Here is a 20,552-nt window from a genome sequence, read left to right on the forward strand (position 1 = left end):
CCGGCGACTACTGGTCGCTGGCGACCAGTTCCTTCTCCTCCGCCGCGCCCTCGCGCCGGTTGCGCAGGACGGACGAGCCCAGCGCCAGCCCGATGAAGGCGACGCCGATCAGCCCGGTGACGATCTCCGGGATGTGGTACTTGATCCCGACCAGCAGGATCACCGCCAGCGCGCCGATCGCGTAGTGCGCCCCGTGCTCCAGGTAGACGTAGTCGTCCAGGGTGCCCTTGCGGACCAGGAAGACGGTGAGCGAGCGGATGTACATCGCGCCGATGCCGAGGCCCAGGGTGATCTGGAAGATGTCGCTGGAGATGGCGAACGCACCGACCACGCCGTCGAAGGAGAACGAGGCGTCCAGCACCTCCAGGTAGAGGAACAGGAAGAACGCGGCCTTGCCCGCCACCTGGACGACCGACTTGCCGGCCTTCTCGGCCTCCTCCTCGCGCTCGGCCTCCGCCTCCAGGCCCGATTCGAAGATCGAGGAGAGTCCGCCGACCGCGAGGTAGGTGATCAGGCCGAGCACACCGGCCAGCAGAACGGTTTCGGCGTGCTCCGCGGCGAAGAAGCGGGAGGCCAGCACCAGCGCGACCAGGGCGACGACAGTGGACAGGGCGTCCAGCTTGCCGACCTTCTCCAGCGGCCGCTCCAGCCAGCTCAGCCAGTTGTGCTCCTTCTCCTCGAACACGAAGTCGAGGAAGATCATCAGCAGGAAGACGCCGCCGAAGGCCGCGATGGCCGGGTTGGCCGCCTCCAGGTACTGGCCGTAGGTGAGGCCGTCATGGGTCTTGTCGGAGTGCAGCGCGAGGTCGATCACCGTCGCCGGGTTGAGCTTCGCGGTGAGGCCGACGACCAGCAGCGGGAAGACCAGCCGCATACCGAAGACGGCGATGAGGACACCGACCGTCAGGAAGATCTTCTGCCAGTACGGGTTCATCCGCTTCAACACCGTGGCATTGACCACCGCGTTGTCGAAGGAGAGGGAGATCTCCAGGATGGAGAGGATCAGCACGATGCCGAAGCCTTGAGCTCCCCAGAGCAGTCCGGCCGCGATCAGGCCGATGGCGGTGATCGCGAACGACCAGCCGAATGTGCGGAGGAACACGGGAGTTGGCTACCTTTCGGGATTCTGGCCGTGCCGGGGTCGGCCTCGTCCCGAGACGCCTGACCGGGCCGGGACCCGGTCAGGTCACCCCCGCACTGCCCTCTGTTCTCATGATCGTTAGTCGGGTGCGATAAGTCCGATTTATGCCCTTACTGTACGTTGACGCCGAAGTCGAGCGCGATGCCGCGCAGGCCGGAGGCGTAGCCCTGGCCCACTGCGCGGAACTTCCACTCGCCCGCGTACCGGTACAGCTCGCCGAAGATCATCGCGGTCTCGCTGGACGCGTCCTCGGACAGGTCGTAGCGCGCGATCTCCTGGCCGTCGAGGGAGTTGACCACCCGGATGTAGGCGTTGCGGACCTGGCCGAAGTTCTGCAACCGGGCCTCGGCCTCGTAGATCGACACCGCGAAGACCACCTTGTCGGCCTGCGCCGGGACCAGCTCCAGGTTGACCAGGATCAGCTCGTCGTCACCCGTTTCGTCGCCGCCCACGAGGTTGTCGCCCTGGTGCTCCACCGAGCCCTCGGGGCTCTTCAGGTTGTTGTAGAAGACGAAGTACTCGTCACCGAGCACTCGCCCGCTACCGCAGATCAGGGCGCTCGCGTCGAGGTCGAACGGTGCGCCCGTGGTCGAACGGGCGGACCAGCCGAGGCCGATCTGGACCTGCGTCAGGTTCGGCGCGGCCTTGGTGAGCGAGACGTTCCCGCCCTTGGCGAGCGTGACCACCATGCTGTTCTTCCTCCCTTGCTTCTCCCGGGGCGCGCCCTACAGGTGTAATCCCCCGCGGCCCCGGCCGGCCCGCTTTGGCCGGCTGAACTTCCTGAACTCACATCCTCGCAGCGCGGCGGACCCCGACGAAGCCGGGGCGGCCCCGGACCTCGAAGGTCCGGGGCCGCCCCGGGAGTTCGGCGCGGAAGCCGTGCGCCTACGGGGACTCAGACGTTGACGCCGAAGTCCTGGGCGATGCCGCGCAGGCCGGAGGCGTAGCCCTGGCCGATGGCGCGGAACTTCCACTCGGTGCCGTTGCGGTACAGCTCGCCGAAGACCATCGCGGTCTCGGTGGAGGCGTCCTCGGAGAGGTCGTAGCGGGCCAGCTCCGAGCTGTCGGCCTGGTTCACCACGCGGATGAACGCGTTGCGGACCTGGCCGAAGTTCTGGCCACGGCTCTCGGCGTCGTAGATCGACACCGGGAAGACGATCTTCTGCACGTCCGCCGGGACGCCGGCCAGGTTGACCTTGATCGCCTCGTCGTCACCCTCGCCCTCGCCGGTGCGGTTGTCGCCGGTGTGCTCGACCGAGCCGTCCGGGCTCTTCAGGTTGTTGAAGAACACGAAGTTGCCGTCCGAGGCGACCTTGCCCTGGTCGTTGCAGAGCAGCGCGCTGGCGTCCAGGTCGAAGTCCGTCCCGGTGGTGGTCCGGACGTCCCAGCCCAGGCCGACCACGACGGCCTGGAGCCCGGGGGCCTCCTTGGTGAGCGAGACGTTTCCGCCCTTGCTGAGGCTGACTCCCACGTGTCCTCCAAGAATCGGGAGGCACGGCTGGTGCCCCCGCGGTGGTGCGGTTCGAGGCGCCCACCCGCCGGAAACGGACGTACGCCCCACCCGCCAACGGCCCGAGCGTAGTGCCCGGTTCCCGCACACACCTCCGAACGGGGCCGACACACCTCCGAAGGCCCGGCCGGGGGCCTCAGAGGGCGGCGAGGACCTTCAGGTACTCCTGCTCGTCCCGGGCGTCCGGGAGGCCGTTGACGACGCTCCAGCGCACCGTGCCGGCCTTGTCGATCACGAAGGTGCCGCGCAGGGGGCAACCCTTCTCCTCGTCCAGCACGCCGTAGGCCCGGGCGACCTCGCCGTGCGGCCAGAAGTCGGCGAGCAGCGGGAACTCCAGGCCCTCCCGGTCGGCGAGGACGCGCTGGCTGAACTGCGAGTCGCAGGAGACGCCGAGCACCTGGACCCCGTCGTTCTGCAGCCCGGCCAGCTCCCGCTGGATGGCGCCCAGCTCGCCGGTGCACACGCCGGTGAAGGCGAACGGGTAGAACACCAGCACCACGTGCTTGTCGCCGCGGAAGTCGGCCAGCCGGACGGTCTCCCCGTGCTGGGTGCTGAGCCGGAAGTCCGGAGCCGGGGTGCCGACCTCGATGGCCATGAGCGGGACCTTTCTGACGCGACCGGGCCACGCGGCGGCGCGGCAGGGCACATCCTCGCATCCGCTTACGGACGTTCGGCCGAACGGATGACCCGTGCCGCCGGGCGGCCCAGCCCTTTCGCCCTCGGCGAACAGCCTCGGCCCGAACGACCCCGCCGCGAGCCGCGCACGGGAGCCGTCACACGGAACGGGGCCGTCACGCGGAACACGGGGCCGTCACGCGAAAAGCGCCGGGCCCCGCCGGAGGAGTGCTCCGACGGGGCCCGGCGCGGGGCTCGGGGCCCGTTCAGCGCTGCTTGGGCTGCTTGGCCGTGGACTTGGTGGCCAGGCGGGTGGCCGCCCAGTCCTTGGCGATCGCGATCGAGCTGGTCTGCGACAGGCCGGCGGTCTTCGCCGCGTCCGCGACGTCGGAGGCCTCGATGTGGCCGTCGCGGCCGGTCTTGGGCGTCAGCAGCCAGATCAGACCGCCCTCGGCCAGGTACTCCAGGGCGTCGACGAGGGAGTCGGTGAGGTCCCCGTCGTCGTCGCGGTGCCACAGCAGGACGGCGTCCGCGACGTCGTCGTAGTCCTCGTCGACAAGATCCGTCCCGGTGATCTCCTCGATGCCCTCGCGGAGATCCTGGTCAGTGTCGTCGTCGTACCCCAGCTCCTGGACGATCTGGCCCTCTTCGAAGCCGAGACGGGTCGCCGGGTTGGACTTGTCCGCGGGGTCCGCGGTCGCGCTCACGGGAATAACCTCCAGTATTCGGCCCGGCGTCCATGCCGGGGCTGTGGCCGTAGTCCACACGGGCGCGGCGGTTCGCGCAAGTACCCGACTGCCGATCCCCTCCAAAGGTTGACGTGTCGCAGCGGGACACGCCGGTCGACGTGTCGGGAATCACACCGATTTGCCCTTCTCTGCGTGAGACAAGGATGCTTCGGGTGGTCCCGGCCCACAGGCCGTACGTGTGCCCGAGATGCGAACGGCATTCGGGGTCCGCGCATGCGCGGGCGTAGAGTCTCCTGTTGGCCCTCACCCCGGCCGCCCGCCATCGGGCGGAGGGGACACCAGGTCGGACCACCTCTTTTCGTAACACCCGGGGGTGTTCGGAGCGGACGAAGACGCCCGCACCGTGCGCCACCAGACCGGCCCGCCCACCAGGCGGAACGGTTACCGATCGGTAGAGATGACGGATCTCCGAGCGCGGTAGCACGATGGAGGCGGCGCGACACACCTCAGTTTCGACCGACAGTGAAGGAACAGCGTGGCTTCCGGATCCGATCGCAACCCGATCATCATTGGCGGCCTTCCGAGTCAGGTCCCGGACTTCGATCCCGAGGAGACCGCGGAATGGCTGGAGTCGCTCGATGCGGCCATCGACGAGCGGGGGCGTGAGCGTGCCCGTTACCTGATGCTGCGGCTGATCGAGCGCGCCCGCGAGAAGCGTGTCGCCGTGCCCGAGATGCGCAGCACGGACTACGTCAACACCATCGCGACCAAGGACGAGCCGTTCTTCCCCGGCAACGAGGAGATCGAGCGCAAGATCCTCAACGCGACCCGTTGGAACGCGGCCGTCATGGTCTCCCGGGCGCAGCGCCCGGGCATCGGCGTCGGTGGCCACATCGCCACCTTCGCCTCCTCCGCGTCGCTCTACGACGTCGGCTTCAACTACTTCTTCCGCGGCAAGGACGCCGAGGGCGAGTCCGGCGACCAGATCTTCTTCCAGGGTCACGCCTCCCCCGGCATCTACGCCCGCGCCTTCCTGCTGGACCGACTGGGCGAGCAGCAGCTCGACGCGTTCCGCCAGGAGAAGTCGAAGGCCCCGTACGGCCTGTCCAGCTACCCGCACCCGCGGCTGATGCCGGACTTCTGGGAGTTCCCGACCGTCTCGATGGGCCTCGGCCCGCTCGGCGCGATCTACCAGGCGCGGATGAACCGCTACCTGGAGCACCGCGGCATCAAGGACACCTCCGACTCGCACGTGTACGCCTTCCTCGGCGACGGCGAGATGGACGAGCCCGAGTCGCTCGGCCAGCTGTCGCTGGCCGCCCGCGAGGGCCTGGACAACCTGACCTTCGTGGTCAACTGCAACCTGCAGCGTCTGGACGGTCCGGTCCGCGGCAACGGCAAGATCATCCAGGAGCTGGAGTCCCAGTTCCGGGGCGCCGGCTGGAACGTGATCAAGCTCATCTGGGACCGCAGCTGGGACCCGCTGCTCGCACAGGACCGCGACGGCGTCCTGGTGAACAAGATGAACACCACCCCGGACGGCCAGTTCCAGACCTACGCCACCGAGTCCGGCGACTACATCCGCGAGCACTTCTTCGGCGGCGACCTGCGCCTGCGCGCCATGGTCGAGAGCATGACCGACCAGCAGATCCAGTACCTGGGTCGCGGCGGCCACGACCACAAGAAGATCTACGCGGCGTTCAAGGCGGCCCGCGAGCACAAGGGCCAGCCGACGGTCATCCTGGCCCAGACGGTCAAGGGCTGGACGCTGGGCCCCAACTTCGAGGGCCGCAACGCCACCCACCAGATGAAGAAGCTGACGGTCGAGGACCTGAAGCGCTTCCGGGACCGGCTGCACCTGCCGATCACCGACAAGCAGCTCGAAGAGGGCTACCCGCCCTACTACCACCCGGGCCGCGACTCGGAAGAGATCCAGTACATGCACGACCGCCGCCAGGAGCTCGGCGGCTACGTGCCGACCCGCAAGGTGCGCCCGCGCAAGCTGGAGCTGCCGGGCGACGACGCGTACAAGGCGGTCAAGAAGGGTTCCGGCAACCAGACGATCGCCACCACCATGGCGTTCGTCCGGCTGCTCAAGGACCTCATGCGGGACAAGGGCATCGGCAACCGCTTCGTGCCGATCGCGCCGGACGAGTACCGCACCTTCGGCATGGACTCGCTCTTCCCGTCGGCGAAGATCTACAACCCGCTGGGCCAGACCTACGAGTCGGTCGACCGCGACCTGCTGCTGGCCTACAAGGAGTCGCCGACGGGCCAGATGCTGCACGACGGCATCTCCGAGGCCGGCTGCACCGCCTCGCTGATCGCCGCGGGCTCGTCCTACGCGACCCACGGCGAGCCGCTGATCCCGGTGTACGTCTTCTACTCGATGTTCGGGTTCCAGCGCACCGGCGACCAGTTCTGGCAGATGGCCGACCAGCTGGCCCGCGGCTTCGTGCTCGGCGCCACCGCCGGTCGCACCACGCTGACCGGTGAGGGCCTGCAGCACGCCGACGGCCACTCGCACCTGCTGGCCTCGACCAACCCCGGCGTCGTCGCGTACGACCCGGCGTACGGCTTCGAGATCGCGCACATCGTCCAGGACGGTCTGCGTCGGATGTACGGCTCCAGCGCCGAGCACCCGAACGGCGAGGACGTGTTCTACTACCTCACCGTCTACAACGAGCCGATCAAGATGCCGGCCGAGCCCGAGAACGTGGACGTCGACGGCATCCTCAAGGGTCTGCACAAGTACGCGCCGGGCGTCGCCGGCCAGATCCCGGCCCAGATCCTCGCCTCCGGTGTGGCGGTGCCGTGGGCCCTGGAGGCCCAGCGCATCCTCGCCGAGGAGTGGAACGTCAAGGCCGACGTCTGGTCCGCGACCTCCTGGAACGAGCTGCGCCGCGAGGCGGTGGAGTCCGAGGAGTTCAACCTGCTGCACCCCGAGGAGCAGCAGCGCGTGCCGTACGTGACCCAGAAGCTCCAGGGCGCCGAGGGCCCGTTCGTCGCCGTGTCCGACTGGATGCGCGCGGTGCCGGACCAGATCGCCCGCTGGGTGCCGGGTCAGTACCAGTCGCTGGGTGCCGACGGCTTCGGCTTCGCCGACACCCGTGGCGCGGCCCGTCGCTTCTTCCACATCGACGCCCAGTCGGTCGTCCTGGCGGTGCTCACCGAGCTCGCCAAGCAGGGCAAGATCGACCGCTCGGCGCTGAAGGACGCGATCGACCGCTACCAGCTGCTGGACGTGGCCGCGGCCGACCCGGGCGCCGCCGGCGGCGACGCCTGATCACCGGCTAGTACCTGAAAGGGCCGGACCCCTCGCGGGGTCCGGCCCTTTCGGTTTCCTCTTCCGAACCTGATCAGATGTGCACGGCCGGGCCCGCGTCGGTGCTGCCGCGGCGGGTGAGCAGGGCGAGCAGGGCGGCGGCGAAGGCCACCACGGCGGCCACCACGAAGGCGAGCGACATGCCGCTGACGAAGGACTGGTGCACGGCGCCGGCCATCGCGTCCACCGCCTGCTGCTGGGTACCGGGCGGGGCCGGCGGGGCGATGCCGAGCTGGGCGGCCTGCTTGAGGTCCTCGGCCTGCGGGCCCTCGACCGGCGGCAGACCGGCCTTGGCCCAGTTGCCGGGCAGCACGTCGCCGACCTTGGCTGCCATCAGCGCACCCAGCACGGCGGTGCCGAGGCTGCCGCCGACCTGCATCGCGGCCTGCTGCAGGCCGCCGGCCACGCCGGACAGCTCCAGCGGGGCGTTGCCGACGATGACCTCGGTGGCACCGACGATGACCGGGCTGATGCCGAGGCCCATCAGGACGAACCAGAGCGACATCACGCCGGTGCCGGATCCGGTGTCCAGGGTGGACATGCCGACCATCGCGCCGGTGGTGAGCAGCATCCCGACCATGATCGGGATCCGCGGACCGAGCTTGCCGATCGCGATGCCCGCCAGCGGCGAGCCGACGATCATCATGCCGGTCATCGGCAGCAGGTGGACGCCGGCCTCGACCGGCTTCATCCCGTGCACGTTCTGCAGGTAGAAGGTCACGAAGAAGATCGCACCGAAGAACGCGAACGCCATCAGCACCATCAGCAGCACGCCCGCCGACAGCGGCACCGAGCGGAACAGGCTGAGCGGGATCAGCGGCTCCTTCGCGCGGCCCTGCCAGAGCGCGAACAGCACCATCAGCAGCACCGCGCCGCCCAGGAACAGCAGCGTCCTGGTGTCGCCCCAGCCCCACGCGGGGGCCTTGATGATGCCGAAGACCAGCGCGAACATCCCGACCGAGAGCAGCGCGATGCCCGGCAGGTCGAAGGACTTGGCGGCGTTCTCGGCCCGCACGTCCTTGAGGATCCACAGGCCCAGGGCCAGCGCGATCAGGCCGACCGGGACGTTGATGAAGAAGACCGACTCCCAGTTGACGTGCTCGACCAGCAGGCCGCCGACGATCGGGCCGGCCGCGGTGGAGGCGCCGATCACGCCGCCCCAGATGCCGATCGCCATGTTGAGCCGCTCGGCCGGGAAGGCCCCCCGCAGCAGGCCGAGCGCGGCCGGCTGGAGCAGCGCGCCGAACAGGCCCTGCAGGACGCGGAAGGCGATCACGGTCTGGATGTTGCCGGCGAAGCCGATCGCGGCCGAGGTGGCGGCGAAGCCGACCGCGCCGACCAGGAAGGTGTTCTTGTGGCCGAAGCGGTCACCGATCTTGCCGGCGGTGATCAGGAAGACCGCCAGCGCCAGCAGGTAGCCGCTGGTGACCCACTGGATCTCGGACGGCGCGGCGTGCAGCTTCTCCTGGATCACCGGGTTGGCGATGGCGACGATCGTGCCGTCCAGGGCCACCATCATCACGCCGACCGCGACGGTCAGCAGGGTCAGCCAGGGGTGCCCCTTGAGCCCTCCCCCGGTCGGTGGATTCGGCGGCGGCGGTGTGTCCGCCTTGGAGTTCTTGACGACGGACTGGCTCATCTGGGGCCCTCCGGGGCGTGCGACGGAGATCGGAACCGAGCGGACATGGTCGTGGCGCTGCGACGACCCACCCGTCCCCACGAGTGCCCGGCCGACGAGCGCCACTCCCGGGAGATTATGTCAGCCTCTGACATTCGGCAAACGATGACTTCTGACCTGCACTGACATTTGTCAGGAAGCTAAGGTTGTCCTCCCACCCGCCACACCAGCGCCCGGAAGGCCCCGCCATGGCCGCTCACACCCCCCGCCCCGTCGGCACCCCGGAGGACCTCGGCCGGGCGCCCGGACTGCGGGAGCGCAAGAAGCAGCAGACCCGGGACGCCCTGGTCCAGGCCGCCCACCTGCTCTTCCTCAGCCAGGGCTTCGCCCGCACCACCGTCGACGAGATCGCCTCCGCCGTGGACGTCTCCCAGCGCACCTTCTTCCGCTACTTCGCCAACAAGGACGAGGTCGCGCTCGCCGTGATGGCCGACGCCGAGGACTACTTCATCGAGTGCCTGCGCCGCCGCCCCGCCGAGGAGACCCCGCTCCAGGCCCTGCGCGCCTCGATCGTCAAGGCCTGGCGCGACCTCGGGAACGCGCGGACCTCCGGCCCCGGCTCGATCAGCAGCGCCCTGGAACTGCTGCGGATCATCGAGGAGACGCCCGCGCTGCTGGCCGCCCATCTGCGCCGGGTCACCGAGCAGGAGCGGCTGGTGGTCCAGGTGCTCGCCGAGCGCGAGGGGCTGGACCCGGCCGAGGACCTGCGCCCGGTCGTGCTGGCCGCCGTCTTCGGCAGCCTGCTGCGCTCCGCCCACCTGTCCTGGACCGCCGAACAGGAGCCGGCCGGGCCCGAGGGCATGGTCACGGTGATCGAGCGCCACTTCGACCAGCTCGGCCCGGCCCTGGCCGGCCACTGGCGCTCGTAGTACCCGGGTATCACCCCGTACCCGGGCAGCCCCCGGAAGTTCGCGCTCCAGTCCGACGACCGGCGTGGGCCCGCCCTCCTAGGCTGGCCCGCGATGAAGACGCTCACCAAAGCCGACGCCCACGGCTACGCCCGCCGTCAACTCCGCGCCCTGCGGCACCACCTGACCACCCCGAGCCGCGACCACACCCCGCTGCTCGGGGAGTCGCGCCGGCCCTGGGTCCGCCGGATCCCGTACGTCATCGCCACGCTGCTGCAGACCGGGCTGATCCCCAGCGGGATCGCCGCCCTGGTGAACTTCTACGGCGTGGTGCCGCCGGTGGCCGCCGCGCTCACCGTCGCCCAGACCACGCCGCTGCTCCTCGCCATCACCCGGCCGCTGGCCGCCTGGTGGATCAGCGCCGCCACCCTGGTCACCACCGGTGCCGTCACCGCCCGCCACCACCAGGTGACCGGCACCTGGCCGTGGACGGCGCCGATGATCCTCGCGTACGTCTTCCTGCTGCTCGCCCTGGCGTTGCGGGAGAGCCGGGCCGCCGTGGTCTCGGTCTGGATCGCCACCGTCCTGCTCACCGCGCTCACCACCACCCTCGGCCTGCCCCGGTCCGGCGACGGCACCACCATCCTGCTGATCGCGCTCAGCGGCGCCGCGCTGCTGCTCGGCTGGGCCGTCCGGGACCGCGCGGTGGCCCGCCGGCTGCTCTCCGAACAGGAGCACATCAGCGAGGTCGAACGCGAGCGGCGCACCCTGCTGGAGGAACGCGCCCGGATCGCCCGGGAGTTGCACGACGTGGTGGCCCACCACATGTCGGTGATCGCCGTCCAGGCCGCCAGCGCGCCGTACCGGATCGAGGGCGTACCGGCCGACGCCGCCGAGGAGTTCAGCACCATCGCCGACGCCGCCCGGGGGTCGCTGGCCGAGATGCGGCGGCTGCTCGGCGTGCTGCGCAGCGAGGAGTCCGCCGCGGAGCGGACCCCGCAGCCCGGGGTGGGCCAACTCGCCCAGCTGGTCGAGACGGTGGGGCGGGCCGGGGTGCCCGCCGAGCTGACCGTGGACGAGGGACTGGCCGAGCGGGTGCCGCCGGCCGTCGGCCTGTCCGTCTACCGGATCGTGCAGGAGGCGCTGGCCAACGTGGTCCGGCACGCCCCCGGCGCGCGCACCTGGGTGTCGGTCTCGGCGGACGGCCCGGAACTGCGGCTGACCGTGGTCAACGCGCCGCCGCCGCAACGCACCGAGTCACTGGAGGCCTCGGTCGAGGGCACCGGACAGGGGCTGGTCGGAATGCGGGAACGCGTCCGGCTGGTCGATGGCAGGCTGGACACCGGCCCGCTGCCGGACGGCGGCTTCAAGGTGGCCGCCGTCCTGCCGCTCGACGGCATCGACGGCACCGACGACCCAGACACCCCTCGGGAGACACCCGCATGACCATCCGCGTGATCATCGTCGACGACCAGGCCATGGTGCGGGCCGGCTTCGCCGCCCTGCTCAACGCCCAGAGCGACATCGACGTGGTGGGGGACGCGGCGGACGGCGCCCAGGCGCTGGAGGTCACCGGACGCACCCACCCGGACCTGGTGCTGATGGACGTCCGGATGCCCGTCATGGACGGCCTGGAGGCGGCCCGGCGGCTGCTCGACCCGGCCACCGGCAGTCGGGGAGGCGGCGCCGCCCACCGGCCCAAGGTGCTGATGCTGACCACCTTCGACGTGGACGACTACGTGTACGAGGCGCTGCGCGCCGGGGCCAGCGGCTTCCTGCTCAAGGACGCCCCGCCGGCCGACCTGATCGCCGCGGTCCGGGTGGTCGCGGCCGGCGAGGCGCTGCTCGCCCCCTCGGTGACCCGCCGGCTGATCGAGGACTTCGCCCGCAGCCGCCCGGCCAGGCGTCGCGACCCCAAGCTGCGACTGGGCGGCCTGACCCCGCGCGAGACCGAGGTGCTGGAGCTGATCGCCCGCGGCCTGTCCAACCAGGAGATCGCCGGGCAGCTGGTGCTCGCGGAACAGACCGTCAAGACCCACATCGGACGCATCCTCGCCAAGCTCGACCTGCGCGACCGCGCCCAGGCCGTGGTGCTGGCCTACGAGTCCGGCCTGGTGACCCCTGGTCAGTAGCGGCGACTCGCCCACTCGCCTGATACCCGGGCAGCACCCGGCACTTGGCCCCGCGGTGTGACGCCCGCGGGGCCGCCGCATTCCTACCTTCCGCCCCGTCGACAGACGAAGTCGGCAACCTGGACGGCGCCCCGGTCCGACTCCGCTACCGCGCCGACCCCCTGGTCCTCACCGGCGCGGCCGGCCTGGGCGCCGTCCCGGGACCGACCACCGCGCCGGACTCGCACGGCTGGGTGGTCGCCCGGCTGGCGCTGCTTCCGCCGTTCGGAGCCGCCCTGGTGGCGATCGGATGGTTCACCCGGCACTTCGACGGCCCCTGGACGGCCTTCTCCCGGCCGGGCAAGGTGGCGGCCGGAACCGCGGCGGCGCTCTTCGCCGCGTACGCGCTGGGCGTGGTGTGAGCGCGCCGTGCGGGATGTGACCCGCGCCGGAGGGGCAGGGCACGGAAGGGGCGCGGACCGGTCGGTCCGCGCCCCTTCGGCCGTTCAAGCGCACCTCCGGAACGGGACCGCCCCAAGGGATGCATGCGCATGCGAACCACCACACGCTGTGATGTTCTGTGACGGTCGGCGACCATCGCCGGACCGCGCCCGCCCACGGCCGTCCGTCCGCATTCGCCGCCCCTCCCCCGAACACCCCTCACCCGAACACCCCCTGAACACCCCTTCCTTGAGGAGACCCATGTCCCCGTCCCCGTCCCCACCGCGTCCGCAGCCCCCGTCCCGGGCCGGCCGCCGGCTGTCGGCCACCGCCGTGGTCCTCGCGGTCACCGCCGGCACCCTGCTGAGTGCCGTCGCACCGGCCGTCGCCCACGGCGGGGACGACCTCACCCCGCACGTCGACTCCCGCCGGGCGGCCGAGGAGCTGCGGCAGGACGAGGTCGCCGCCCTCGGCCAGGAGCACGCCGAGGAGCACGCCCGGATGCGCGCGGCCGTCCGCGGCATCGGCGACTACCCGCAGACCACCCGGACCAACCGGTACAACGCCCTGACGGCATCCCAGGCCGACCACAACAAGGCCTTCGCCCCGGAGACCTGGGGGGCGTTCAAGGAGTACTTCCCCTCCCCCGACTTCGGCGACCACGTCGCCCTGCTGCCGACCGGCAAGGTGCTGCTGTTCTCCTTCGAGCGGATCGAGACCAACCCGGAGAAGGAGCCCGCCCCCACCCAGACCACCGGCAAGGAGAACGCCGGCCGGGCCTTCCTCTGGGACCCCTCCAAGGGCACCGAGAGGGACGCCTTCAAGCAGGTCAACCCGCCGGTCTCGGACATGCCGGACGGCCTGGGCGAGCCGCGCCCGGTGCCGTTCTTCTGCTCCGGCCACTCGTTCCTGCCCAACGGCATGCTCGGTGTCTTCGGCGGCAACCTGGGCGGCAACGGCGGCACCGGCGCCAAGCTCTCGCTGATCTTCGACCCGTGGACCGAGACCTGGACCCGCAACCCCGACATGTCGGTGGGCCGCTGGTACCCCTCGGTGGTGACCGGCGCCGACGGCCGACAGCTGATCATGTCCGGCCAGTCCGAGCTGGGCTACGGCACCCCCACCCCGGTCGTCGAGCGATTCCCCGCCAAGGCCTTCGGGGTCCCGGTGAAGAAGACCGACACCCCCAAGGACACCCCGGTCGAGCGGTTCAAGGTGAACGCCCCGTTCACCACCGACTACCCGCACCTGTTCTCGCTCAACGACGGCAACATCTACGGCTTCGGCCGCCAGGCCGCCGAGCAGTGGAAGTTCGACCCCGTCGCCGAGACCCGCACCGACCTGACCGCCCGCCCGGACGGCCGCAAGCGCAACTACGGCTCCGCCGTGATGCTGCCCGCGGGCGCCAACGGCCCGGACTCCGCGCTGGTCCTCGGCGGCGACCGGGACAACCCGAGCACCCTGCGGTTCTCCAACGGCAGTTGGACCGCCGAGAAGTCGCGCGCCTTCGGCCGCACCCAGGACGACACCGTCCTGCTGCCCACCGGCCGGCTGATGACGGTCAACGGCGCCTACGACATCCGCGACTACGGCAACGGCCCGTACAACCCGAACGCCGACCTCAAGTACCGGCAGATCGAGCTGCGCGACGACCAGGGCGACTGGCAGCTCGGCCCGGTCCAGCGGCTGCCGCGCGGCTACCACTCCAACGCCGTGGTGCTGCCGGACGGCCGGATCATGGTGACCGGTGACGAGCTCCAGCAGATGGCCAACAACACGGACATCAACGGCACCGTGAGCGGCATCCCGGGCACCTCCGGCCCGGTGAACATGAACGGCACCATCGAGATCTACGAGCCGGCCTACCTGCACCAGGGCGACCGGCCCGCGCTGGCCAACGCGCCCACCGCGCCGGTCGGTTACGACAGGAAGTTCACCGTCACCAGCACCACCCCGGGCCTGGCCGCCAAGGCGGTCCTGCTGGCGCCGACCACCTCCACCCACTCGGTCAACACCAGCCAGCGCCACATCGACCTGCGGCTCACCAGCCGGGCCGGCAACCGGCTGGAGATCCAGGCCCCGCCGGACGCCAAGGCCGCGCCGCCCGGCTGGTACATGCTCTTCCTGCTCAGCGACAAGGGCGTGCCCAGCGTCGCGCAGTGGGTCCAGCTCACCCCCTCGGTCTGATCCCCCGCCCCGCCCAGAAAGGACACCCCACCCATGACCACGGATCTGAGCCTGCGCGACAGCGAGGAGATCCAGGGCGACATCCTCGCCGGCTTCAAGAAGGACAACGTCAGCGTCCTGTTCCTCAAGTTCGAGGACGTCGCCCGGGCCCGCGACTGGCTGCGCAGGCTGACCCCGCAGGTCTCCACCACCCGCGAGGTCGCCGCGTTCAACGAGCGGTTCAGCGAGGCCAGGCAGGCCTCCGGGGGCGACGACCCCAAATCGCTGACCGCCACCTGGCTGGGTGTCAGCTTCACCTACGAGGGTCTGCGGATGCTGGCCTCCACCGATCCGTTCCCGACCGCCCCGCCGGTCGGCGGCGGCCTGGAGGCCTTCAAGGAGGGCTCCGCCCAGCGGGCCGGCGCGCTCGGCGACACCGGCGACAACTCCCCGGACAACTGGCTGTTCGGCAACGGGAAGAACCAGCCGATCCACGCCGTGCTGAAGATCTCGGCGGACACCGAGCGGGACCTCCAGTCGGCGATCGAGGCGCAGCGAATCGCCGCGGCCGAGTGCCGGGTGCTGATCGTCTACCAGCAGAACGCCCAGACCCTGCTGGGCAGCCGGCGCGGCAAGGAGCACTTCGGCTTCAAGGACGGCATCAGCGAGCCCGGCATCCGGGGCTTCGACAAACCCGACCCGAGCAAGCCGGACGAGGTGGACGGTCACCCGGGCACCCGGCTGATCCCCGCCGGCGAGTTCGTCTGCGGCCTGGAGAACGACCGGTTCAGCGGCCCCCCGAGCCAGTACCCCGAGTGGGCCCGCAACGGCTCCTTCCAGGTGATCCGCCGGCTTGCCCAGGACGTCCCCGGCTGGTGGTCGCAGGTCGCGGTCAAGCTCCAGGAGCTCAGGAGAGCCAAGGCCGTCCCGGACCACGCCACCACCGAGTGGCTGGCCGCCCGGATGGTCGGCCGCTGGCGTTCCGGCGCCCCGGTCTGCAAGCACCCGGACCGGGACGTGCCGAACAACCCGGACGCCGCCAAGGACAACGACTTCAACTTCCGGGACGACCCGGAGGGCCTGGTCACCCCGCTCTGGTCACACCTGCGCAAGACCGAACCGCGCGCCGGTCTGCAGGAAGCGCCGGACAAGCCCCCGTTCGACGCCGAGGTCCTCAACGGCCGGCGCATCATGCGCCGCGGCACCCCGTACGGAGCCCCGTTCGACCCGGCCTCCGAGGGCCCGGGCGGACCGGACGACCCGCGCGGCCTGCTGTTCATCTGCTACCAGGCGGACATCCAGCGGCAGTTCGAATTCATCCAGGTCGACTGGATGGACCAGCCGAACTTCCCGCCGAACCGGGACAGTGGGGGAGCCATCCCGCCCGGGCACGCCAAGCCCAGGCTGGTGCCCGGCCGGGACCCCGTCACCCAGAACTGCGCGAACCCGGACACCGGCGAGGTCACCCCGGTCGACTTCGAGAGCCGGGACGCGGGCGGCCTGATCGAGCACACCCCGCTGAGCTTCGCGCAGTTCGTCCAGACCACCGGCTCGGTGTACGCCTTCATGCCCTCGCTCAGCATCCTGCGCGGGCTCTGCGACGGCCGGCTCACCCCGGTCGGGCAGACCACCACGCAGACCGGTGGCCAGACCGGCGGGCAGACCACGACCCCGCAGGGCGGCGGCCAGCCCAAGCCCCAGCCGGTGAAGGCCTACCCCTGCGACGAGTTCGTCACCGTCCCGGACCAGTACCGCCGGGGCGGCCAGAGCCAGTACTGGGCCTTCCACGGCGACCGCTGCCGACTGATCTCGGTGGCCGACGGCTCCGCCCACACCGACCGCAAGGTCGAGGACGACACCTGGCTGAACACCTGGACCTGTCTGCAGGGCGTCGGCCGGGTGGACTGCGTCCTGCCTGTCCCGGACCAGCAGGACCCGGGCGGCAAGAGCTGGTACTGGGTGTTCCACAGCACCGGCGGCCGCCAGCAGTACCGGCTGGTCTCGATCACCTGCGGCGGCGGCCGGTACACCACCACGCTGGAGCGCTCGGACCGTGACCTCACCAACTGGGGCTCACTCAGCGGCGTCGGCCAGGTCGACTGCTGGCTGCCGGTGCCGGACCAGCAGCGGGTCGGCGGCAAGAGCTGGTAGTGGTGCTTCCACACCACCGGCGGCCGCCAGCAGTACCGGCTGATCTCGATCGCGGACGGTTCCGGGCACACCGACGTGCGCGAGCGCACCGACCGCGAGCTCTCCCAGTGGACCTCGCTGAACGGCCTGAGCCGGGTGGACTGCCTCCTGCCCGTCCCGGACTGCCAGCGGGTCGGCGGGATCAGCGAGTACTGGGTGTTCTGCGGCCAGAGCTACCGGCGGATCTCGATCGCCGACGGCAGCGGCCACCCGGACCGCCTGGTCGACGGCGACCGCACCTGCGACAACTGGGCCTCGCTGTCCTGATCCGGGCATCCTGCCCGGGGCTGACCTCGACGGCGTGGCCACGCGCCCCCGGTGTGCCACCGCGCGCACCGGGGGCGCACTGTCGGCGACCTGCTCTAACCTGCCGCCATGGTGACGTTCGACGAGTTCCGCGCGATGGCCCTGGCCCTGCCGGAGTCCGCCCAGGAACCGACCTGGGACATCGAGACCCTGCGGGTCCGGCACAAGATCTTCGCGATGGGCGCCTCCGGAGGGGAGACCGTCACCGTCAAGGCCTCCCCCGAGGACCAGGCCGAACTGCTCGCCGCCGAGCCCGAGGTGTTCTCCTTCGCCCCGTACGTCGGCCGGCACGGCTGGGTGCGCGTCCGGCTGGACCTGGTCGATCCGGAGGAGCTGCACGACCTGGTCACCGAGGCCTGGCGGCGCACCGCGCCCAAGCGGCTGGTGCGCGAATTCGACGCCCGGCACTCCGGTCAGCACCGCCGGAACGGCCGCATATGGCCGTCGGGAGGACACCCCCGGTTCATGTGATCCATCCCACAGTTTAGGCATGTCCGTCACCCTCCTGTGACCTCTAGGCTTGCTCAGGGAAGTCAGCAGTCCAATCGCACCCTCCGGGCACCGCCCGCGAAACGGTGACGGGCCCAAGGGAGTTGGTGCGGTGCGCAACCGTCGACGCTGGAAGCGGGTACTGATCGGGGCGTTCGCGGGTCTCGCCGTGCTCGCCGACGCCGGTGCCTCGGCGGCCGCGGCCGCGGTCTCCTCCGAGCAGCTGGCGATCTCCACGCCCCCGGCCGGCAGCTCCGCCTGGGTGCAGGACCACACCTTCGGCCGCCTCCTGCCCGACCCGGCCGTCACCAGCCCGGCCGACGCCGCCGCCTTCTTCGCCTCGCTCGCCCCCACCGAGCTGGACCGGCTGATCAAGGACTACCCGCTGGTCGTCGGCAACTACGACGGCGCCCCGCTGGACCTGCGCTACCGCGCCAACCGGATCGCGCTGGCGAACGAGCGCGACGCCGCCCGGGCCCGCGCCGACGACAGGAAGCTGGACTCCGACACCCGCGCCCTGGCCGTCTCCCGCGCCAACGACGTCGATCACCTGCTGACCCCCGGCCGGCAGGTCCTGGCCTTCGACCCGCGCGGCCGCGGCCTGGTCACCGAGGTGTGGGGCGACCTCGCCGACGCCGAGCGGATCTCCGTGGTCGTCCCCGGCTCGGACGCCGACCTCGGCCACTTCGACCAGACCGCCGAGCCGCTGCGCTCCCCGGCCGGCATGGCCCGCGCCCTCCACGCCGAGGAGCAGCGCCAGGCCCCGGGCACCCGCACCGCCGTGATCGCCTGGACCGGTTACGTCACCCCCTCCGGCCTCGGCCCGGACGCCGCCACCTCCCGGCTCGCCGACGTCGGCGCGCCCCGGCTGGAGCGGCTGCTGGCCGGCCTCAAGGAGACCACCCGGCCGGACGCTCCCCCGGCGCTGCTCTGCCACTCGTACGGCTCGGTGGTCTGCGGCACCGCCGCCCCGAAGATCCACCGCGCGGCCGCCTCGCCGTCCGACACCTCGGGCATCACCGACATGATGGTGTTCGGCAGCCCCGGCATGGGCGTGCAGAGCACCTCCGAACTGGGCGCCGGCGTGCACGTCTGGGCCACCCGCAACCCCAGCGACTGGATCGGCAACGTCCCGTTCCTGGAGGTCGGCAAGCTCGGCCACGGCGCCGACCCGACCGGGGGCGGCTTCGGCGCGGAGCAGATCTCCTCGGCCCGGGCGGCCGGCCACAACGGCTACTTCACCGACGGCACCGACAGCCTGCACAACTTCGCGGCGATCTCGCTCGGCGACTACCGGGACGTCGTCCGGACCACGCCCGACTCCTGATCCCGGCAGGGCTGGTCCTGGTAGAGCCGTAGGGCCTCCGCCGCCGCCCGGGCCAGCTCGCGCCGGGCGGCCGGCGGGGACAGCACCTCGATCTCCGCCCCGAAGGCCAGCAGCGAGAGGACGGCCGCCGGGGCCGGGAAGGCCATCGCCACCTCGACCCACTCCTCGGCCGGCCCGGCTCCCGCCTCCGGCGGCAGCTCGGCGACCCGGCCGCCGTGGATGCGCAGGAACATGTCCAGCCGCCCGCGCCGGACCCGCACCCGCACCGGCACCTCCTTCGGTATCCGCTCCACCTGCTCGCGCAGCGCCGCCCACACCTCGCCGAGCCCCAGCCCCGGACGGCGGCGCACCGCCTCCTCGGTGGTCTCGGCAGCCAGCACCCGGTCGGCCCGGAACAGCCGCGGCTCGCCGTGCAGGTCGGCCACCAGGTACCAGACCGAGGCCTTGCTCACCAGGCCGTACGGGTCGACGGTGTACTCCACCGGCGCGGGCGTGCCGCCGTGCCGGTAGCGCAGCCGCAGCCGTCGGTCGGCGAACACCGCGTACTGCAGTTCCCCCAGGTCCGGACCGCTCCCGACGGCGGGCTGGGCACCCTGCATCCAGCGGGCCGGGTCGACCAGGATGCGCTCGCTGACCCGCTCGGCGGCCGGGCGGTGCGGGGCGGGCAGCGCCGCCATCACCTTGCGCAGCGCCGAGCCGAGCGCGCCGTCCAGCCCGAGGTCGCTGTGCGCGCCCTGGGCGGAGAGCACGAACAGCGCCCGGGCCTCGTCCGCGGTCAGCCCGGTGACATCGGTGCGGTAGCCGGGCAGGAGATTGATGCCGCCGTGCCGGCCGCGCTCGGTGAACACCGGCACCCCGGCCGCGGAGAGCGACTCCACGTCGCGGTAGATGGTGCGGACGGACACCTCCAGCCGTTCGGCGAGTTCGGTGGCGGACACCCGGCCGCGGGTCTGGAGCAGCAGGAGGATCGAGAGCAGGCGGTCGGCCTTCATGACACAAGAATCCCAGTAATCCTGACGGCACTTGTCAGGTTTTACTGGGAGATTGCGTTCCGAGCCCGAAAGGCTCGAAAAACCGCACCGCACAAGGGAGCTGACCACCCGTGAACGCCGTCCAGGACGCCCGCCCGCAGTACCTGCTCGCCCTCGGCCAGCTGGAGAAGCTGTTCGCCGCGATCACCCCGGCCGACCTCGACCGGACCACCCCCTGCGAGGAGTTCACGCTGCGCCAGCTGCTGAACCACGTGGTCGGCGGCATCCACCGCTTCGCGTACATGGGCGAGGGCGGCCGCGCCGAGGACATCCTGCCCGGCATCGAGGACCCGTCCGACGAGGGCTGGCCGGCCGCGCTCGCCCGGGCCGGCGCCCGTGCCACCGCCGCCTGGGCCGACGACGCCAAGCTGGGCCGCCCGACCTTCGCCCCCTGGGGCGAGGTGCCCGGTGGCATGGTGGTCGGCGGCTACGTGATGGAGGCGACGACCCACGCCTGGGACATCGCGAAGACCCTGGACAACGGCTTCGTCCTGGACGACGGGCTGGCGCACACCGCGCTGGCCATCGCCGAGGCCGTCCTCCCGGCCGAGGGCCGGGTCGAGGGCGTCCCGTTCGGCGAGGTGCAGCCGGTCGCCGAGGACGCCGACATCCACACCCGGCTGGCGGCCTTCACCGGCCGCAAGGCCTGAACCGCAAGGCCTGAACCGCGGAGCCCGGAAGGCGC

The 20,552-nt window shown here is 71.3% G+C and carries 18 protein-coding genes; 11 read left to right on the forward strand and 7 right to left on the reverse strand.

Annotation, left to right across the window (positions count from 1 at the left end; all coding sequences use genetic code 11):
* Nucleotides 1-7 precede the first annotated feature (7 nt).
* From ABZW30_RS03640 to ABZW30_RS03660, 5 genes are all read right to left on the reverse strand, one after another.
* Nucleotides 8-1,102 (reverse strand): DUF475 domain-containing protein, encoded by a 1,095-nt coding sequence (locus tag ABZW30_RS03640; protein ID WP_355669395.1) that lies wholly within the window; start codon nt 1,100-1,102, stop codon nt 8-10.
* A gap of 149 nt (nt 1,103-1,251) precedes the next feature.
* Nucleotides 1,252-1,830 (reverse strand): TerD family protein, encoded by a 579-nt coding sequence (locus tag ABZW30_RS03645; protein WP_355669396.1) that lies wholly within the window; start codon nt 1,828-1,830, stop codon nt 1,252-1,254.
* A gap of 206 nt (nt 1,831-2,036) precedes the next feature.
* A complete protein-coding gene (locus ABZW30_RS03650; RefSeq protein WP_355669397.1) occupies nt 2,037-2,612 on the reverse strand; it encodes a TerD family protein in 576 nt (191 codons plus the stop codon).
* Nucleotides 2,613-2,787: 175 nt separating this feature from the next.
* A complete protein-coding gene (locus ABZW30_RS03655) occupies nt 2,788-3,246 on the reverse strand; it encodes a peroxiredoxin (protein ID WP_355669398.1) in 459 nt (152 codons plus the stop codon).
* A 286-nt stretch (nt 3,247-3,532) separates the two neighbouring features.
* Nucleotides 3,533-3,973 (reverse strand): DUF3052 domain-containing protein, encoded by a 441-nt coding sequence (locus tag ABZW30_RS03660; RefSeq protein ID WP_355669399.1) that lies wholly within the window; start codon nt 3,971-3,973, stop codon nt 3,533-3,535.
* A 517-nt stretch (nt 3,974-4,490) separates the two neighbouring features.
* Between ABZW30_RS03660 and aceE the strand changes: the two genes are divergently transcribed.
* A complete protein-coding gene (gene aceE, locus ABZW30_RS03665) occupies nt 4,491-7,241 on the forward strand; it encodes a pyruvate dehydrogenase (acetyl-transferring), homodimeric type (RefSeq protein WP_355669400.1) in 2,751 nt (916 codons plus the stop codon).
* 73 nt (nt 7,242-7,314) lie between these two features.
* Here aceE and ABZW30_RS03670 read toward each other — a convergent pair whose 3' ends face one another.
* Entirely contained in the window at nt 7,315-8,919 is a 1,605-nt protein-coding gene (locus tag ABZW30_RS03670) for an MFS transporter (protein ID WP_355669401.1), read from the reverse strand.
* 227 nt (nt 8,920-9,146) lie between these two features.
* Between ABZW30_RS03670 and ABZW30_RS03675 the strand changes: the two genes are divergently transcribed.
* The 9 genes from ABZW30_RS03675 to ABZW30_RS03715 all read left to right on the forward strand — a co-directional run bounded on the left by ABZW30_RS03675 (nt 9,147) and on the right by ABZW30_RS03715 (nt 18,836).
* On the forward strand, nt 9,147-9,827 hold the full coding sequence (locus ABZW30_RS03675; protein ID WP_355669402.1) for a TetR family transcriptional regulator: 681 nt from the start codon (nt 9,147-9,149) through the stop codon (nt 9,825-9,827).
* Between the two features lie 93 nt (nt 9,828-9,920).
* Complete coding sequence (locus ABZW30_RS03680; RefSeq protein ID WP_355669403.1) at nt 9,921-11,252, forward strand: sensor histidine kinase; 1,332 nt, start codon at nt 9,921-9,923, stop codon at nt 11,250-11,252.
* Entirely contained in the window at nt 11,249-11,938 is a 690-nt protein-coding gene (locus ABZW30_RS03685; protein ID WP_355669404.1) for a response regulator transcription factor, read from the forward strand. Before ABZW30_RS03680 ends, ABZW30_RS03685 begins: the two co-directional genes overlap by 4 nt.
* Before the next feature lie 44 nt (nt 11,939-11,982).
* Complete coding sequence (locus ABZW30_RS03690) at nt 11,983-12,339, forward strand: hypothetical protein (RefSeq protein ID WP_355669405.1); 357 nt, start codon at nt 11,983-11,985, stop codon at nt 12,337-12,339.
* 280 nt (nt 12,340-12,619) lie between these two features.
* Entirely contained in the window at nt 12,620-14,545 is a 1,926-nt protein-coding gene (locus ABZW30_RS03695) for a galactose oxidase-like domain-containing protein (protein WP_355669406.1), read from the forward strand.
* 33 nt (nt 14,546-14,578) lie between these two features.
* Nucleotides 14,579-16,675, forward strand: coding sequence for a Dyp-type peroxidase (locus ABZW30_RS03700; RefSeq protein ID WP_355669407.1), 2,097 nt, complete (start codon nt 14,579-14,581; stop codon nt 16,673-16,675).
* A 75-nt stretch (nt 16,676-16,750) separates the two neighbouring features.
* Nucleotides 16,751-16,981 carry a hypothetical protein gene (locus tag ABZW30_RS03705; RefSeq protein ID WP_355669408.1) on the forward strand — a complete coding sequence of 77 codons (231 nt, stop codon included), beginning with the start codon at nt 16,751-16,753 and terminating at the stop codon, nt 16,979-16,981.
* Between the two features lie 108 nt (nt 16,982-17,089).
* Nucleotides 17,090-17,491, forward strand: coding sequence for an MmcQ/YjbR family DNA-binding protein (locus ABZW30_RS03710; RefSeq protein ID WP_355669409.1), 402 nt, complete (start codon nt 17,090-17,092; stop codon nt 17,489-17,491).
* 130 nt (nt 17,492-17,621) lie between these two features.
* Nucleotides 17,622-18,836: an alpha/beta hydrolase gene (locus tag ABZW30_RS03715; RefSeq protein WP_355669410.1), complete on the forward strand. Its 1,215-nt coding sequence runs from the start codon at nt 17,622-17,624 to the stop codon at nt 18,834-18,836.
* Here the strand turns inward: ABZW30_RS03715 and ABZW30_RS03720 are convergent.
* Nucleotides 18,800-19,828 carry a WYL domain-containing protein gene (locus ABZW30_RS03720; protein ID WP_355669411.1) on the reverse strand — a complete coding sequence of 343 codons (1,029 nt, stop codon included), beginning with the start codon at nt 19,826-19,828 and terminating at the stop codon, nt 18,800-18,802. The genes ABZW30_RS03715 and ABZW30_RS03720 overlap by 37 nt on opposite strands.
* Before the next feature lie 110 nt (nt 19,829-19,938).
* Between ABZW30_RS03720 and ABZW30_RS03725 the strand changes: the two genes are divergently transcribed.
* Nucleotides 19,939-20,517, forward strand: a complete 579-nt coding sequence (locus ABZW30_RS03725) for a TIGR03086 family metal-binding protein (RefSeq protein ID WP_355669412.1) — start codon at nt 19,939-19,941, stop codon at nt 20,515-20,517.
* Nucleotides 20,518-20,552 lie beyond the last annotated feature (35 nt).

The sequence above is a fragment of the Kitasatospora sp. NPDC004669 genome (assembly GCF_040609455.1).
Taxonomy (GTDB): domain Bacteria; phylum Actinomycetota; class Actinomycetes; order Streptomycetales; family Streptomycetaceae; genus Kitasatospora.

Bases quoted from the DNA above. Each gene is read 5' to 3' on its own strand.
- ABZW30_RS03710 (WP_355669409.1), top strand. From the start codon at position 17,090: ATGGTGACGTTCGACGAGTTCCGCGCGATGGCCCTGGCCCTGCCGGAG.
- ABZW30_RS03670 (WP_355669401.1), bottom strand. From the start codon at position 8,919: ATGAGCCAGTCCGTCGTCAAGAACTCCAAGGCGGACACACCGCCGCCG.
- ABZW30_RS03675 (WP_355669402.1), top strand. From the start codon at position 9,147: ATGGCCGCTCACACCCCCCGCCCCGTCGGCACCCCGGAGGACCTCGGC.
- ABZW30_RS03685 (WP_355669404.1), top strand. From the start codon at position 11,249: ATGACCATCCGCGTGATCATCGTCGACGACCAGGCCATGGTGCGGGCC.
- ABZW30_RS03700 (WP_355669407.1), top strand. From the start codon at position 14,579: ATGACCACGGATCTGAGCCTGCGCGACAGCGAGGAGATCCAGGGCGAC.
- ABZW30_RS03645 (WP_355669396.1), bottom strand. From the start codon at position 1,830: ATGGTGGTCACGCTCGCCAAGGGCGGGAACGTCTCGCTCACCAAGGCC.
- ABZW30_RS03655 (WP_355669398.1), bottom strand. From the start codon at position 3,246: ATGGCCATCGAGGTCGGCACCCCGGCTCCGGACTTCCGGCTCAGCACC.
- ABZW30_RS03695 (WP_355669406.1), top strand. From the start codon at position 12,620: ATGTCCCCGTCCCCGTCCCCACCGCGTCCGCAGCCCCCGTCCCGGGCC.
- ABZW30_RS03680 (WP_355669403.1), top strand. From the start codon at position 9,921: ATGAAGACGCTCACCAAAGCCGACGCCCACGGCTACGCCCGCCGTCAA.
- ABZW30_RS03720 (WP_355669411.1), bottom strand. From the start codon at position 19,828: ATGAAGGCCGACCGCCTGCTCTCGATCCTCCTGCTGCTCCAGACCCGC.